This is a genomic window from Streptomyces sp. Ru72 (genome assembly GCF_002920635.1).
GTDB lineage: Bacteria > Actinomycetota > Actinomycetes > Streptomycetales > Streptomycetaceae > Streptomyces.
Genome location: NZ_PQSR01000010.1, coordinates 90257 through 105750, shown reverse-complemented (window position 1 = coordinate 105750; position 15494 = coordinate 90257). Strand labels below are relative to the sequence as shown.

The 15494-nt window shown below is 69.4% G+C and carries 12 protein-coding genes and 1 pseudogene; 5 read left to right on the top strand and 8 right to left on the bottom strand.

What is annotated here, in order from left to right; all coding sequences use genetic code 11:
• The first annotated feature begins 155 nt into the window (after positions 1-155).
• Entirely contained in the window at positions 156-839 is a 684-nt protein-coding gene (locus tag C3488_RS07470; protein WP_258053333.1) for a trans-aconitate 2-methyltransferase, read from the top strand.
• A 394-nt stretch (positions 840-1233) separates the two neighbouring features.
• On the opposite strand, the pseudogene C3488_RS41400 reads toward C3488_RS07470, so the two are convergent.
• Positions 1234-1430: pseudogene (locus C3488_RS41400) on the bottom strand (FAD-dependent monooxygenase); the annotation flags it as partial.
• A gap of 319 nt (positions 1431-1749) precedes the next feature.
• On the opposite strand from C3488_RS41400, the gene C3488_RS07460 reads away from it, so the two are divergent.
• On the top strand, positions 1750-2556 hold the full coding sequence (locus C3488_RS07460) for a hypothetical protein (protein ID WP_258053332.1): 807 nt from the start codon (positions 1750-1752) through the stop codon (positions 2554-2556).
• 443 nt (positions 2557-2999) lie between these two features.
• Here C3488_RS07460 and C3488_RS07455 read toward each other — a convergent pair whose 3' ends face one another.
• The 3 genes from C3488_RS07455 to C3488_RS07445 all read right to left on the bottom strand — a co-directional run bounded on the left by C3488_RS07455 (position 3000) and on the right by C3488_RS07445 (position 6157).
• Positions 3000-3800, bottom strand: coding sequence for a DUF6042 family protein (locus tag C3488_RS07455; protein ID WP_103838513.1), 801 nt, complete (start codon positions 3798-3800; stop codon positions 3000-3002).
• A gap of 688 nt (positions 3801-4488) precedes the next feature.
• Positions 4489-5208, bottom strand: a complete 720-nt coding sequence (locus tag C3488_RS07450; protein ID WP_103838512.1) for a YafY family protein — start codon at positions 5206-5208, stop codon at positions 4489-4491.
• Between the two features lie 16 nt (positions 5209-5224).
• Complete coding sequence (locus C3488_RS07445; protein WP_103838511.1) at positions 5225-6157, bottom strand: alpha/beta hydrolase; 933 nt, start codon at positions 6155-6157, stop codon at positions 5225-5227.
• A 622-nt stretch (positions 6158-6779) separates the two neighbouring features.
• On the opposite strand from C3488_RS07445, the gene C3488_RS07440 reads away from it, so the two are divergent.
• Entirely contained in the window at positions 6780-7643 is an 864-nt protein-coding gene (locus C3488_RS07440) for a class II glutamine amidotransferase (protein WP_103838510.1), read from the top strand.
• 108 nt (positions 7644-7751) lie between these two features.
• Here the strand turns inward: C3488_RS07440 and C3488_RS07435 are convergent, their stop codons facing one another.
• Positions 7752-8480, bottom strand: coding sequence for an LmeA family phospholipid-binding protein (locus C3488_RS07435; protein ID WP_103838509.1), 729 nt, complete (start codon positions 8478-8480; stop codon positions 7752-7754).
• Entirely contained in the window at positions 8477-9103 is a 627-nt protein-coding gene (locus C3488_RS42350; RefSeq protein WP_103838508.1) for a TetR family transcriptional regulator, read from the bottom strand. The genes C3488_RS07435 and C3488_RS42350 overlap by 4 nt, the downstream gene beginning before the upstream one ends.
• Positions 9104-9236: 133 nt before the next feature.
• On the opposite strand from C3488_RS42350, the gene C3488_RS07425 reads away from it, so the two are divergent.
• Complete coding sequence (locus C3488_RS07425) at positions 9237-11411, top strand: MMPL family transporter (RefSeq protein ID WP_103838507.1); 2175 nt, start codon at positions 9237-9239, stop codon at positions 11409-11411.
• 380 nt (positions 11412-11791) lie between these two features.
• On the opposite strand, the gene C3488_RS07415 is transcribed toward C3488_RS07425, so the two are convergent.
• Complete coding sequence (locus C3488_RS07415) at positions 11792-12325, bottom strand: GrpB family protein (RefSeq protein WP_103838506.1); 534 nt, start codon at positions 12323-12325, stop codon at positions 11792-11794.
• Between the two features lie 402 nt (positions 12326-12727).
• Here C3488_RS07415 and C3488_RS07410 point away from each other — a divergent pair, with 402 nt between their 5' ends.
• Entirely contained in the window at positions 12728-14209 is a 1482-nt protein-coding gene (locus tag C3488_RS07410; RefSeq protein ID WP_258053331.1) for a LamG domain-containing protein, read from the top strand.
• 465 nt (positions 14210-14674) lie between these two features.
• Here the strand turns inward: C3488_RS07410 and C3488_RS07405 are convergent, their stop codons facing one another.
• Entirely contained in the window at positions 14675-15454 is a 780-nt protein-coding gene (locus C3488_RS07405) for an NAD(P)H-dependent oxidoreductase (protein WP_103838505.1), read from the bottom strand.
• Positions 15455-15494 lie beyond the last annotated feature (40 nt).

The window sequence follows — 15494 nt, the reverse complement described above, 5'->3', positions numbered from 1 at the left end:
CAGCAGGTCGATCCGCAGAGGGCATGCAAAAGATCAAGCACCGGCGGCGCGGGTCGTGTCACGATGCTCGGCATGACTGGTCGCGCGCTGAGCTTCGGAGTAGTGGCGGAAGCATACGAACGGTTCCGGCCGGGGTACCCGCGGAGCTGTGCGACATGGTGATGGCGTACGCGGGCCGTCCGGTCAGGACTGCCCTCGAGATCGGCGCTGGGACAGGCAAAGCAACTCGCCTGTTCGCTCAACGGGGGGTCACGGTCACCGCGACCGATCCTGACGAGTCCATGCTGGCCGAGCTGCGCAAGCATGTGCCGGCAAACGTCAGGACGGTGCGAGCTGCGTTCGAGGACTTGCGACCGGACGAACGGTACGGCCTGGTCTATGCAGCGGCAGCGCTCCATTGGACGAGGCCGGAGGACCGGTGGTCACGCATGGCCGCGCTGCTGGAGCCGGGTGGCGTGTTCGCCTCGTGCGGCGGGCCGTTCCGACTGGCTGACCCGGCTGTGGAGGAAGCCGTTCGTGCGGCGCGAACGCCGTTTTTGCGGAGCGATGAGATTCCGTCCCCGGACGGGACCCCTCCTGGCCATGACATGCAGTGGCCGGGTACCGAACTCCAACGGTCCGAGTGGTTCACTGATGTTCAACAGTCCGTGATCGGACGTCGCTTGACGATGAGTGCTCCTGACTACGTTGGGCATCTCTCAACCATCTCGGCTTATCTCGTTTTGCCGGCCTCGGAGCGAGAGCAGGTGTTCAGCCGGATCATGCGGGTTCTCCCGGGCAGGGTCGAGGTGGCCGCCGACATCACCGTCCATCTCGCGCGTCGGCGCCACGAGAGTTGAGAGATACACGAAACCTCGTCAGCCGGCCTGGCGGGGCATTGTTCTGCCTTGTCGGCCCCTGAGAACATGCGAACGCTCGAACTGGGTGCGGTGCGCTTGCCGGCCAGGCGATTGGCCCGGGCCCGTGCTCCGGTTCGGCGCCTGCCTGCTACGCGGCTGTCTTCTTCCGACGGCGCCCGGCCCGGGCCGAGGCGTCGACCAGTTCGTCATGGCTCATCTTCAGTTTCGTGGAAGCGGGTGCGATCGGAGACCTGTAGTGATCACCGGCTGTGGTCGCCGGGTTCCTCCATCGTCCCGCTGCGGCCGCCTGAACACCGACTGCCGACAGCCGCTACCGGCGTTCTTGGGACCGGCCCGGGCAGGAAAGGCTGGACCTCGTCGAAGAGGGCGAGGACGGAGGCATCAGGTGGGCGGCGTCGCCCGGTAGCGCCACCCCGGAGACGTGGGCCCAGGTGTGGGACGCGGGAAGGGCGTACAGGGAGCGGTGGACGAAAGAACTGCCGTGGCGCAGGAGGTGGAGGACGGAGCGGCCCAGCCGTCGAACACGGCCAGCAGACTTGATCGCACGGCCTCGACGTCGGACACGTCCAGGCCCGCGCGCTCGTGCAGGCCGCCATGCTGCTCCGGGCTCTGGTGCATGGTCGTACGGGGGCAGCCGAGGAGTGGGAACACGAGGGTGGGGTGGGCGGCGTGGAGAGTTCGGGCGTCCGCGCAGGTTGATGTCGGGTTCGACCGCAGGGGCCCCGTGGCGCGGGCGGCCGGGTTGTGCTCCACGCCCGGCCGCGCATTAAAGTTCAGATGTGCGTTGATCTCCCGGGCGGTTGCCACGTGCAGCCGCGGACGGTGCAGGGCGCCCCTGAACAGGGGCCCCCAGCAGGTGTGCCCGCCAACACCCACGGAGATCCACATCATGACTGCTCAGCAGCCCGTCACATACGATGCGTTTGTCGAACTCGCCGCCGCTGATATGGCCGTCGTCGGCCTCGTCCTCAAAGGTTCCCGGGCTCACGGCGACATGATCACCCGGCACTCCGACCACGATCTGTATGTGGTTCTGGCCGACGATGCCACGACGAATCTGACCCGGTTCGCGGGCCACCGCACCGCCGAGCTCGACCTCGTCGTCGTCACGCTCACCGAGTTCCGTGCTGCCGGGATGCCCGGATTCGAACGTTACGCCCTCGCCCGTGCTCAAGTCGTGCTCGACCGGCTCGACGGAGGCATCGCACGAATCCTCGCCGACAAGGCGCGACTGAGTGCCGATGAGGCCTTCCAAGATGCCGGTGCCTGGCTCGATGCCTATGCCAACTCTCTTTACCGCTCCGTCAAGAACCATCGGGACGGCCAGGCTCTCGCCGCTCGCCTCGACGCAGCCGACAGCGTTCGGTTCCTGCTTGAGCTCCTCTTCGCTCTGGACCGACGCCCCCGCCCCTACAACAAGTATCTGAAATGGGAGCTGGCCCGACACCCACTGCCGGGATGGAACACCGACGTACTACTGCATGCCGTGGACCGCATCTCGGCAACAGGCGACGTACGCCTGCAGCGACACCTCTTCACTCTTGTCGAGGCGGCGGCTCGACAAGCCGGACACAGTGAGGTGCTCGACGCATGGGGCGAGGACCTCGAGCTCATGCGACCGCAATCCGACCAGGCGATCCAGCCGTTGACCGCGCGGCTGCCGGACGCAACATGCAGGCTCTGCGGCAGTTCGTGACCCGGTCGCCGCGGGACCCGCTGCCACGCCATCGCATCCGGTGGTGCTGGCCCTCCGCCGGCCAGTCCGTCATCGCCGCCGCCGACCCCGACGCCGCTTGACAGCCGGGGACCTTCCGCCAACAGCCGTATGACGGCGGGCCGTTCTTCTCGCATCCGCAACTGCGAGAAGCAGATGACCGGCCACACGAACCGGGAGGACCGGTCCGACTGCCGGCACTCCCCCGCAAGCCGGCCGGTCCTCCAGGGGCCGGGATCAGTGGCAAGAGGTGTGAGCGGGCATGGGCCCCTGGGTCCGGTTGCCGCCTCTCGCGATGTCGTGTCGTTGCTCAGAGCGACCTGACCATCAGGCCGGCCACGAGATCGCGGCCTCACGTTCCAGAGCTTGCCCAGCATGGCGTACGGACCCCGGACGTTCGGCTGCTTGCCCTCACGCGCTCTTTCTCAGGCGCTGTCATGCCCGTCGGCGAGGACGGTGGCCCCGGTCCGTGCGGGCCGTCCGCGTCGGATGCGGTGCTCGTGGAACGTGTCCCAGTCGCAGCGGAGCTGGAACACCTTGTGCGGGGCGATCTCAGAAATGTCCGTGGTGGCCGTGAAGTCAGGTCCCTCCAGAAGGAGTAGGACCGCTTGGCGGGCATCGTGCGAATGGCCGTCGATCACCCCTGCCAGGCGGTCGAGACTGGTGGTGATCTCCTGGTGTCGCAGCCCCGTCGGTTCGAACAGGGCGATGATCCGGGACGAGTCGCCCCCATAGGCATGGTGGCGGCGCAGCGCGTGCTGCGCGCTCAACTCCTCGTCGTCCAGGGGAAAGACCTCGTGACGACCTGGCAGCGGAAACGTGGGGTACAGCCGCATCTGACCGTCCGCGTCGGGGATTTCGTGAACGAGCCCCGCAGCGATCATGAGAGCCAGCATGTCGTTGAGCGTGGACAACGGCGGCAATCCGTAGTGCGCCGCGTAGCGGGCCGAAGTGGCCTGAGCGGCCCGCAGATCCGCCAAGTCCTTCCCGGGACGTTCGTCTCTGTCCTCCCAGCAGGAGGCCTGCCAGTCACCGGAGGGATTGACGCTGTTGCGCACGAACGGGCGCAGCTCCCCCCTCGTCAAGGGCCTCCCCCTCCCGGTGAGGGCCGCCAGCAGCAGCCCCAGCATGGGCGGAGGCATGCGAAGCCAGCCGCCGCCGATCACACTGTGGAAGTGCTGCTCTCGGTGGACCTGCGACCAGTCGGTCAATGGCTCCGTCGTCATGGTGGCTTCCCTCCGCGGCATCTCTGTCGGTGGGTGGTTCGGATCTCGGCGGTGCCGATGGCGTGAACGCTCGCCATGCCACCGTGCCGAGGACGGCCGAGGCGGGTGGAGTGGAGCGGGGACCCGCCACGGCTGGACAACGCAGGCGGAATGCCCGGGGTCACCGCCGGTGCCGCCAACCGGGTACTCAGACCGCCGTCCCACACTCGGTCAGCGCCACTCGCGGCGCGCGCTGTAACCAGCTGCGGCATCCGAGCGTCCGGCCTCACATCGCGGGGTGTGAACCGGCCGATGAACAGGCCGGTGAACAGCAGCAGAGCAGGCAGCACGGCCAGCCACCTGCCCCGCACACCAGCGCTGTGCGTGACTCCGCGTTCCTCAGGAGACCTCGCCACCGTGCCGCTCCCAAGGTCACACAGGTCGAGCGGCAGCCCAAGGTACGGAAGCCCGGCTACCGGTTTGCGTGACTTCGTCGTCGTTCGCGCGCAGCGTGAGGACAACCCGGTGGGGGTGGTGACGCACAGGGGTCACGGGGGCACCGTGCCGGTCGGCGACAAGCCTGGACACGCGCTGTCGACTACGGACAACGTCGTCGACGGCCCGCGCACACCCTTTGCCGAGTCCCCAGAAAGCCTTGCGGGGCGGACTCAGTGTCGTGCTCGTGGGATCAGGAGGCTGAGGCCTGTACTCATGGTGAGGCTGTGAGTGAGGCCAGCGCGGTGGGTTGTACTGCGCCGGCAGCGGCCGAGCCGAGTAGGAGGTCGGTCAGGCTGCGGGGCTCTGCCTGTTCACCGGCTGGAGCCGCTGCTGCGATCCGGTCCAGCCGAAAGCCCCGGCCGGCGCGGCGTGTGCGGCACCAGGCGATGAGGTACCAGCGGCCGCCGGCGGTGAGCAGTCCAGCCGGTTCCACGACACGGGTGCTTTCGTGTCCTGCCGCGTCGGTGTAGGTCAGTCGCAGCACCGTGTTGTTCGCGAGAGCCTGCTCCACCGCCGTACGGATCGACAAGTCGCCGTGTGCCGGCAGGGTGACGATCCGTGCGGCGAGTTCTCGGGCCACCGCCGAGGCGGGACCGGCCATGGAGGCCACGATCTTCTGAGCCGCCGTGCGGGCCGCGCCGGCGTAGGGGGTGGTGGCGTCGGCCGCAGCGAGCGCTGCCGTCAGTGCCGAGGCCTCGTCGGGGGTGAGATGGATCGGGGGCAGGGTCATCTCCGGGTCGATCGACCAGCCGCCGCCTCGCCCGGGTGTGGAGTGCACCGGCACACCGGTGTGCATCAGTGCCTCTAGGTCGCGCTGTACCGTGCGTGTGCTGACCTCGAACCGCGTGGCGAGCGCCGCGACTGTCAGTGGCCGCGGCGCCGCCGCGCGCAACTCTTCCACCAACGCGTACAGCCGGGCGGTTCGGTTCATGCCGCCGACGCTACCGTCACGCGGAGGCCAGGAAGTCCCGCTCCCGCCGTAGTTCCCGTTCGGTGATGGTCAGGGGGAACAGGGTGAAGCCGTGCATCGCGCCGGCGACGACACCGAGTTGCACAGGCGCACCTGCGGCCTGCCACCGTGCGGCCAGGAAGAGCGAGTCGTCCAGCAGCGGATCCTCGGTGCCGACGACGATCCGGGCGGGCGGCAGCCCGTCCAGGTCCGCGAACAGGGGCGAGACCTCCGGGCAGCGGCGCTGCTCCTCTGCCATCCCTGGCGTGAACAGCTCATAGCTTCCCCGTAGCGTGTCGGAATTGCTCAGCAGCGGTCGGCGGCCGAACCTCCGCTGGCTCGGTGTCATCGACAGGTCGTAGGGGCCGAAGAGAAGGTGGGCCGCCCGGAACGCGCCGATGATTCCGTGCCGGTCGCGAAGGCGCAGCAGTGTCACGACGCTGAGGTGGGCACCGGCCGATTCACCGCCGATCAGCAGCCGTTCGGTACCGAACTCGGCCGCGGCGTGTTTCACCAGCCATCGGGCCGCCGCTTCGCAGTCGTCGGGCCCGGCAGGGAACGGGTGTTCCGGCGCGAGGCGGTAGTCCACGCTCACCACGGCCAGCCGTGCCTGCTCGGCGAGCCGCCAGAGCCGTTCGTCCTGTCCGTCCGCGGAACCGAACGCCCAGCCGCCTCCGTGGATGTGCAGGTACACGCCGTTGGGGTTGTCCGGCACGAAAACCCGCATCCTCCTTCCGCCCTCGACCACGCGGTCCTGGCCGTGCGGCAGTCTTACCGGTGGCGTGTCGCCGCCGAGGCGGTTGCGCCGCAGGGCCGCCAGTGCGGCTGCGCTCGGTGTCCGTCCGCGAGGGGGACGGCTCGCGGCGGCAGCCTCAAATCGTTCGTTGAACGCCAGGGTCTCGGGGAGGCAGTCCTCATCTGTGATCGTCATGCCGTCGACAGTCGCAGCTGTCCGCGACAACACCCTGTCACCCTTTCCTTGTGATCTGACTCACGGCTCTGGACCAGCACGCCCGGTGGTGGCCGCCGGGCGGGGCCGTGCCGTGTCACCGGATACCTGCTCCCCACGCGGTCCTGGCCTGCCGCACCACGCCGATGACCGCGGCATTCGGGTCCCGGGACGCCCAGCGCGGGCCCAGATCAGATCGGCGGATCGGGCCGGTGTCGTTCATGGGTCCGCAGGTCGCCGACCTCGGTAATCGTGGCGAACGGCGCATGGCGAGGTGCGAACGGGAAACCCGCTCGGGACTGGACCATTCCGTCCGAGGGGATGCTCCGATGCCAGCGACAGGCACCTGCGGGGACAAGGCGCAGGCTCCGGGCACATCACCCGCCGCCAAGCGTCCGGCCGCCCGGGTGCCGGGCTGCGCGGCTCCAAGGCGATGGCGCCGAGCAGGAGCAAGTCCACATGCCCCGACCGGACTGCCGGGCGAGAGCCGCGGCGTGGTGTCCGGCCGGGGACGCGGGCCAGGCCGTCACCCGGCTCGACCGAGGGACGTCCGGAGGCCGCCGAAGGCGCCTCGGGCACTGTGTGGAGAGCGGAGGGGACCGGCATGTGCCGCCTGTTCGGGCTGACCAGTGCGCCCCGGCACACCCACGCGACGTTCTGGCTGCTGGATGCGCCGGACAGCCTCAGTGACCAGAGCCGTCGCGACCCCGATGGCACCGGACTGGGCTACTTCCGGCCCGACGGCAGTCCGCAGGTCCACAAGGCACCGATCGCCGCCTACGCGGACCGGGCCTTCGCGGAGGAGGCCCGGCGGGTCGAATCGGTGACCTTCCTCGCCCACGTGCGCTTCGCCTCCACCGGCGATCTGCAGCTCCGCAACACCCATCCCTTCGAACAAGAAGGACGGCTGTTCGCGCACAACGGAGTCATCGAGGGTCTCGACACACTCGACAACCACCTCGGAAGCGACCGCACGCTGGTCAAGGGCGACACCGACTCGGAACGGTTCTTCGCCCTCATCACGCGGGAGATCGAACACCACGGCGGTGACATCTGCGCCGGCATCCGGCACGCCGCACAATGGGTGGCCCGGAACCTGCCCGTCTACGCCCTCAACGTCGTCCTCACCACCCCCGACGAGCTGTGGGCACTGCGCTACCCCGAGACGCACAAGCTGTACGTACTCCAGCGGCCCGTAGGCGGGCACCACGGCACCCGGCACCTCGACCACAGCGGCAGCCATGGGCACATGCGGGTCCACTCGACAGATCTGGCCTACCACGCCGCTGTCGTCATCGCCAGCGAGCGCATGGACGACAACCCCAATTGGCGCCTCATGGAACCGGGCGAACTGCTCCATGTCGACCGGCGTCGGCACACCACCAGCCACATCGTTCTCCCGGAGCCCCCCGCCCACCGTCTCAGCCTCGACGACCTGCGCCCCGACGCCGCAGCCTCACAGAGGTGATGCCCCTGGGGCACGGGGCCGAGTCGACAAGGCGTCGCTGAGCGCCTTCGTGCATCGCCTGGAGCGGGCAGCCTGACCGGAAGTCACGCAGGTGGGGCCGGCTGTGGCTCACCTCGCCGCACACGTGCCTTCGGCCTTGGGACGGGTGCCGGCGGCCCCGGCTGCCAGGTGGAGGTGGAGCGCGAGGCCGTCGTCGGCGGCGCGCGCGCCTGTCAGGCGGACGCCGACGGGAAGCGCGGGAAAGCGCAGGACGTGCGGCTTCAGACGCTCGGCCAGCGAGGTGTCGCGGACGTTGTCGCGCACGGTGGCCACGGGAAGGGTGCGCCCGAGGACCGTGAGTTCGGTGGGTGTGACGAGCAGTGTGCCGGCGTGCGCTGCGATGTCGGTGTGGACGGTGACCGGCACGCCCAGCGTTCCGGCGGTAACGGTGAGGATCAGGCCTGTGCCGTCGGTGCCGGGAGTCCGCGCAGGGCCGCTGTCCGGGTGAGGCAGGCGCTTGGCCAGCTGCGGGTAGGGGATGGTCACGGTGGCGCTTCCGCCGTGGACGGCACCGCCTGTCGTGACCTGGCGCAGGTGCGCATCGAGGTGCAGAGCCATCCCGTCGCGTCGAAGGCCGTCGGCCCGGAGGTCGACGTCGCCGACGCTTCCGCCCAGCATGGTGACGGCCGCCACCGGGCTGTCGAGGGTCGCGCCGACCTGCGCCACCGGAGCGAGACGGCAAGCGGCGACGCGCTCGATGCGCTGTTCGACCCGATGCGTGAGCACCGCGTTGGCCGACAGGGGCGCCAAGACGGTGAGGGCCACAGAGATGGCGAGCAGCAGGCGTCGGCGGCTCATGGAGCGGCGTTCCCCATCTCCCGCAGCATCTGGAAAGCCTTGGGCAGCATGGCGGTCGGCCGGTGGGTGCCCGCGGCTCGGCGGCTGCGCTGGGTGCGCAGAACAGCGCGGACGGTTGCCAGGGCAGCGCCGGCGACCACGGCGGCCTGCAGATCCGCGTCCGGCGTGTCGGGGGTCAGCCGGTCGAGGACGAGGCGGGTGAGACGGTCCTCGAACTCGGTGAAGGTCTGGATCATCCGCGCCGCGATCAGCTGTTCGGTTCCGTCCAGGGGGTGGGTGAGGGCGGTCAGGCTCGTGCTCTGGAAAGGGGCGGCGGCGGCCAGCAGCGCGTTGCAGACGGCGTCGAAGGGAGGCTCGTCGACGGGGCGCTGCCCAAAGGCGCGTTCGACCGCGGCGAAGAGTTCGACGCCGTCGGGCAGGAGCAGGTCCTCCTTGCTGTCGAAGTAGCGGAAGAACGTGCGGGTGGACACGTCCGCGCAGGCGGCGATGTCGGCGACGGTGGTGTCGGCGAAGCCGCGTTCGGCGAAGAGCCGGGCGGCGCAGGTGCGCAATCGCTGCCGGGTCTGCTCCTTCTTGCGTTCCCGCAGTCCCGGGATCGGTGGCGGCTCAGGCGGAGTGGGCATGACGCCAGCGTATCTTGTCAGGCCTGCCAAATGTCATTCATGACAAAAGTCAGCAGAGACAAATGGCAGTCATGACATTTTTGGTCTAGCGTCGGCGCCGAGCGACCCTCCGACCCTCTGCCGGGAGCCGTCCATGCCTGCTGGATCCGACACCGACGTGCCTGCTCTTTCCGTTTCCCCCGGACCAGCAGGCGGCCTCGCCCGGCTCGGCGGCTGGTGCGCACGCCATCCCGTGCTGATCATGGCCGCCTGGGTGCTGGCCCTGACAGCGGCACTGGCCGGCCGTCACGTCGTGGCCCCTGCGTTCAGCGACCAGGTGAGCCTGTCGGGCACGCAGTCCAGCGCCGGCGCGGATCTGCTCGCCGCTCACTCAGGCACCGCCGGTGGATCCAGCGGACATGTCGTCTTCCACAGCGACAGCGGAGCCGTGACGTCCGATCCTTCAGTGAGCAGCTCGCTGTCGGGCCTTGCCCATCTGCCGCATGTGACCTCCGTGTCGGCTCCGGTGGTCAGCGACGACGGACACACCGCCTACACCACCGTGCGGTTCGACGTGAAGGCCAAGGCTCTCGGCCACGACTACACCCGCCGGCTCGACCGGGCGACACAGCCGGCCCGCGACTCCCGTCTGGAGGTCGCGTACGGCGGGGATCTGGACCAGGTCACCAGGCAGCCCGCCGACGACCGTGCCAGCGAGCTCGTCGGGATCGCCGCCGCCCTGCTCGTGCTGCTCCTGGCCTTCGGCAGCGTCCTCGCCGCGCTACTGCCGCTGGTCTCCGCGCTGATCGCGGTGGGCACCGGGCTCGGACTCGTCGGCATGGTCGCCGGCACCGTGTCCTTCGCCACCTCCGCCCCGACCCTGGCCACCATGATCGGCCTGGGCGTCGGCATCGACTACGGCCTGTTCCTGACCACCCGGTTCCGGCAGGACCTGATCGACGGTCACGACCCGGCGTCGGCCGCCACCCGCACGACGGCGAGCAGTGGCCGCGCCGTCCTGGTCGCCGGGGTGACGGTCATCGTGGCGATGCTCGGCCTCTACGCCTGCGGCCTGAGTTTCATCGGCAAACTGGGCTTCGCCGCCTCTCTCGCCGTCGCGATCACGGCGACCGCCGCCGTGACACTCGTCCCCGCCGCTCTCAGCCTGACCGGTCGTCGCATCGACCGCCTCGCCCTTCGCCGGCCCATAGCCGAATCCTCCGGCGATCGCGACGGATGGCACCGCTACGCAGCCCGCATCGCCCGGCGCCCCTGGCGTTACCTCGCCGCCGGCACAGCGGCTCTGGCCCTGCTCTCCGTCCCCGCCCTGTCCATGCGGCTGGGCCACGTCGACGCGAGCGCGGACCCCACCGGAACGACCAGCCGCACCGCCTACGACCTCATCGCCGAGGCGACCGGCCCCGGTTTCGGCCCCGGCGCCAACAGCCCCCTGACCGTCGTGATCGACCTCGGCACCCACCGCTCCGGAACGTCCGACCTCGCCACGACCCTGCAACGGGCCCTGCGGACCACCCCCGACGTCGCCCAGGTGACCACACCCACGTCCACACCGGACGGCAGGCTGCTGACCACCACCGTCACCCCGGCCCACGGCCCCCAGGACGAGTCCACCACCGCCCTGGTGAACACCCTGGTCGACGACACCCTCCCCGGCGCCCTCCACGGCACGACCGCCCACGGTTACGTCACCGGCACCACGGCCGCCCAGGTCGACTTCCGCGACACCGTCCGGCAGCGCCTGCCCGTCATCATCGCGACCGTCCTGGCCGCAGCCTTCCTCCTGCTGATGACCGTCTTCCGCAGCCTGCTCATCCCGCTCAAGGCCGTCCTGCTCAACCTGGCCACCACCGCGGCCAGTTACGGCGTGCTGACCGCCGTCTTCCAATGGGGCTGGGGCAGCGGCCTGCTCGGCCTCCACGAGCCGGTGCCCATCGAGTCGTACGTTCCGATGATGATGTTCGCCATCGTCTTCGGGCTCTCCATGGACTACGAGATCTTCCTGCTCTCCCGTATCGCCGACATCTGGCACACCAGCGCCGACAACACCCGCTCCGTCGGCACCGGCCTGGCCGCCACCGGCCGTGTCATCTCGAGCGCCGCCCTCATCATGACCGCCGTCTTCCTGTCCTTCACCAGCTCGACCACGGTCGTCGTGAAGATGCTCGCCCTCGGCCTCGCCGTGAGCGTCATCCTCGACGCCACCCTCGTCCGCCTCGTCCTCGTGCCCTCCAGCATGTTTCTCCTCGGCCGCGCCAACTGGTGGCTCCCCGACCGGCTCGACCGCCGCCTTCCCCACCTGCACGCCTGATCCGCACGATGCGGCCGCAGCTGCTCGGCGATGCCCTCCGTGCGCATGGCGGTCCGGTCGTGCATCCGGCCGGGCCGGGCGGCTCCGGACCGAAGCCGCGGGCGGCGAGCAGCGGGCGGCTCTCGTGGATGACGGGTGACGGTGGGGCGGGGTGGGCTGTAGAACTCGGCGAGCGCCGCGTGCGGCAGATGCAGGCGCAGTGGACCACGGTTACCGGGACCCCGTCGGTGAAGACCGGTTGGTGGTCCGGTCCTGCGCCGGCCGCCCGTTGGCCTTCTCCGCCGCAGCGCTCGCGCAGTGCGGACTCGCACCGGGCCGTCCACGGATCGGCCAACTCCTCGTGCGTCACAGCATCACCAACGCGTGCGGTCCGCCTCATGTCACGACGCGCCGGCGGCCCGAGCAGCGTAGGACTTCGCGACCAGTTCCTCCACAAGAGCGCTCTTCGCCGCCGAGTAGGCCGCCCTGCCCTCGCTGTCGGCAGAAAACCGCTTCGCCAGGGCCACCTGCAACACGCTGTAGCGCCGGACCTCATCGGGCCGCTGACGCAGGTAGTCACGGAGTAGGACGTGATCAAGGTGGGGCTTCGAGCCCGCGACCACTGCGTACAGATGATGTCCGGGAGCCGCTGGAGGGGCCTGGAAGGCCTCCCGCCCCCGGATCCCCAGATCGCCTTCGTGCTGGTAGCCCTGCCCGGCGAGCCGGGAGATCAACTCGGGTATGACGGCCTCCTCGGACACCACGACGTCGAGGTCGATGACCGGCTTGGCGGCGCACCCGGGCACGGCCGTACTGCCGACATGCTCGATGGACACAGCCAGATCCACGACGTGAGGTGCCAGTCGCTGCCGCAGATCCTCGAACCGCTCAGGCCATCGGGGGTCGTAGTCGCTGATCACGATCACGTGAGTCATGCCGGCAGTCTGGCAGGATCACCGGGTCCCACCACCCCTCGGAGATCCCTGGCTGTCGAGTACCGAGTCGTGAGCGCACACATGGCGGAGTTGGCCGAGCAGCGCGATGAGCACGGCCGTCGCTCGAACGCACCGATGCGGCTCTGTCCGCGAGGCGGCGTCCCGGAGCGGGCCCGGTGAACGCGGAGGCATCGGTGCCGGTGCCCACCCGGGCGGGTCTGTACAGGCCGTCTGTACAGGTCCCAGTTTGAACAGGGCAGGGCCAGTCCCCGGCGATGGCCTGCTGGGCGGCAGAGAGCAGATGACCCGTCAGTCAGGCGTTCACCCGTCTGGCTAGACTCACGGCGATGATTCAAAAGGCGGGCAGGTCATGGCGATCGGCCTGTTCGGGGAGGGGACGCAATGGCCGGAGTGGTCAGCAGACGCGGATTGCTGGGCGGGGCCGCGCTCGTGGGAGTCGGAGCGCTGGCGGGCGTGGCACAGAGCGCCGGTACGGCTGCGGCCGAGGCGCCGCTGGACACACCTTTCACTCCGGTGTCGGTGCCGCATCTACTGCAGGCCGAGCAAATGGTGCAGTACCAGCGTCTGCTGGCGGCCGGTCACCTGCCGGACGGTCTGGTCGGTCACTGGCCGCTGGACGGCACGGGAGCCGACCGGTCGGGCTACGACCGTCCCGTCACCCTCGGTTCGGGCGCAACGTGGACGACGCTACGGGCCGGCGGCGAGCTGAGCCTGGACGGCACGTCGGGTGCGTACGCGGCCACGGGCTCGGTCCTGGACACGACGGCACCGTTCACGGTCTCGGCGTGGGTGCGCCTGTCGGACACGGCCAGTCTCTCCACCATGTACACCGCAGTGAGCCAGGACGGCTCGATGGCGAGCCGTTTCCTCCTCCAGTACGACGACACAGCCGGCACGTGGGCATTCAAAGTGCGCAGCGCGGACCAGAGCACGAAGGTCTCCGCTCTGGCGGCCAACCCCGCCGCACCGGGCCTCTGGACGCACTTGGCCGGTGTCTGGGACGGCGCGCAGATCCACCTCTACGTCAACGGCACGCTGGAGGGCAGCGCGGACTCCACCCTGTCCTGGGCTGCGACGGAGGGCTTCAACATCGGGCGCGCCACATGGAACAGCGCCCCGGCGAACCGCTTCAACGGCGCCGTCGACGACGTTCGCGCCTACGGCCGCGCACTGACCGCCGACGAGGTGGCCGTCATCAGCGGCCGGACCGCCCGCGCCAACAACGTTTACTTGATCGGCTCACCGTCGTCCGTGACATGGGGCACTCCCGACGACGCGACGACGTGGATCGCCCGCGCCCGCTGCTCGTCCTTCCTCACGCGGGTGCTGAAGCACACCTACGGCTGGGCGACGGACGACTACTTCACGAAGTATTTCCAGGACACCATCCCGGAGGCCGCGGACTATCGCAAAGCCTTCGCCGACGGTACGGCCGGCCCTCGCTTCCGGCGCATCCGCAAGGTGACCGACCTGCGGCCGGGCGACCTGATCGCGATCGACTACAACGGTCAGGTCGATGACAACACCGGCCACATCGTGATGGTCCGCGAGGTGAAGGGCGCCTTCACCGGCACCGCCGACTTCACCGGCGAGACCCAGTACGCCGTCGAGATCATCGACTGCACATCCGACCCGCACGGCGTGTACGGCGTGTCCAACTACCCGGCGTACCCCGACAGCCGCATGGTCAGCAACGTCACCGGCGAGAACTTCCAGGGCGTCGGCATCGGTCACATGATGTTCTACGCCTCCAACGCCACTGGGGAGTTCTCGCGCTATCGGTGGAGCGTCAACACCAGCAAGACCACGGCGGAGAAGCTGACGGTCGCCGACCGGCCGATCGCCGCGGCACGGGTGGTGTGACCTTCGGCGAATCGCCCTCCCAGGACCCCCGCAGCGACGACCGGGGGGCCGGGGCGAGGTGTGGCTGTGTAGGCGAAGCGGCAACCCGGCGCGCCGCGCTGGGCTGCGGCCTACCCGCCTCGGCGCACAGGGGGCCTACCGGGCCGTGCGGGCCTTCTTCCACGCGAGGTGCCTGCGCTAGCCGTCGTGCCCCCGCGAGTGCCCAACCCACCACCCATACCAGCCCCGTGACCAGCGAATTAAAGACGGTGGATCTTCACTGATCCGCATCGTGGACCTGAGCGCGGCCATCGGCCGTGTCCGCTGCGCGTGCTGTGCCGCCGTCCTCTTTCGTGACGGCAGGCACAGCGTGCCCGAGGAACCCACCCTGACACCCTGTCCGCTGGCGCTCATCCGCGGGTTCGCCACGGTCCTCGGGCCGGTCCCCGGATTCGCGCCCCGGCTCGTCGTGTTCATCGTCGGCGGTCAGCCGCGCACGTGCAGTCCGAAACCTGTGCGGCCCGCGGCCTCCAGTCCCTCCTTCAGGTGCAGCGAGGGGATCTCGTAGTCACCGAAGTTCTGCGGCCGGAACGCGATCGGCTCGGTCGACTCCAGGGTGAGCAGGCGCTGCTGCCATGCCTTGGCGACGTCCGGGTAGTCCTCGCGGGTCATACGGTCGGCGCCGTACAGCACGAACGGCGGCAGTACCTCGATGCCCGGGTAGTAGAGGATGCCGTGGTGGATCGGGAACAGCAGATCGTCGATGGGGCCGTTGATCCCGCGAGCGGCGTAATGCGACTCCGGGCCGCCGGCGGTCACTGACAGCAGAGCCTTTTTGCCCGCGAGGGTGCCTTCACCGAAGCGTTCGCCGTACTTGGTGTCGCTGTGCTCGCCGACGCCGTACGCGAAGTGGTAGGTGAACACCCGGTCCACCCAGCCCTTGAGGATCGCGGGCATCGTGTACCACCACAGCGGGAACTGGAAGATGATCGTGTCGGCCCACAGCAGCTTCTCCTGCTCGGCGAGCACGTCCGGGGTGAGCGTGCCTGCGTCGAAGGCCCGGCCCGAGTCCAGGGCGACCTTCAGCGGACTGGAGGCGTGGAGGCCGTAGTCCGTGGCGTCCACGACCGCCTTCCAGTTCATCGCGTACAGATCGCTCACCCGCACCTCGTGCGCGGCGGCCCGCAATGTGGACACCGCGAGGTCCTTCAGCGAGCCGTTGAGCGACTTCGGCTCCGGGTGGGCGTAGACGATCAGCGTCTTCATGGGAACTCCTTCGGATCGGGTGCCATCGATCCTGGGCGCC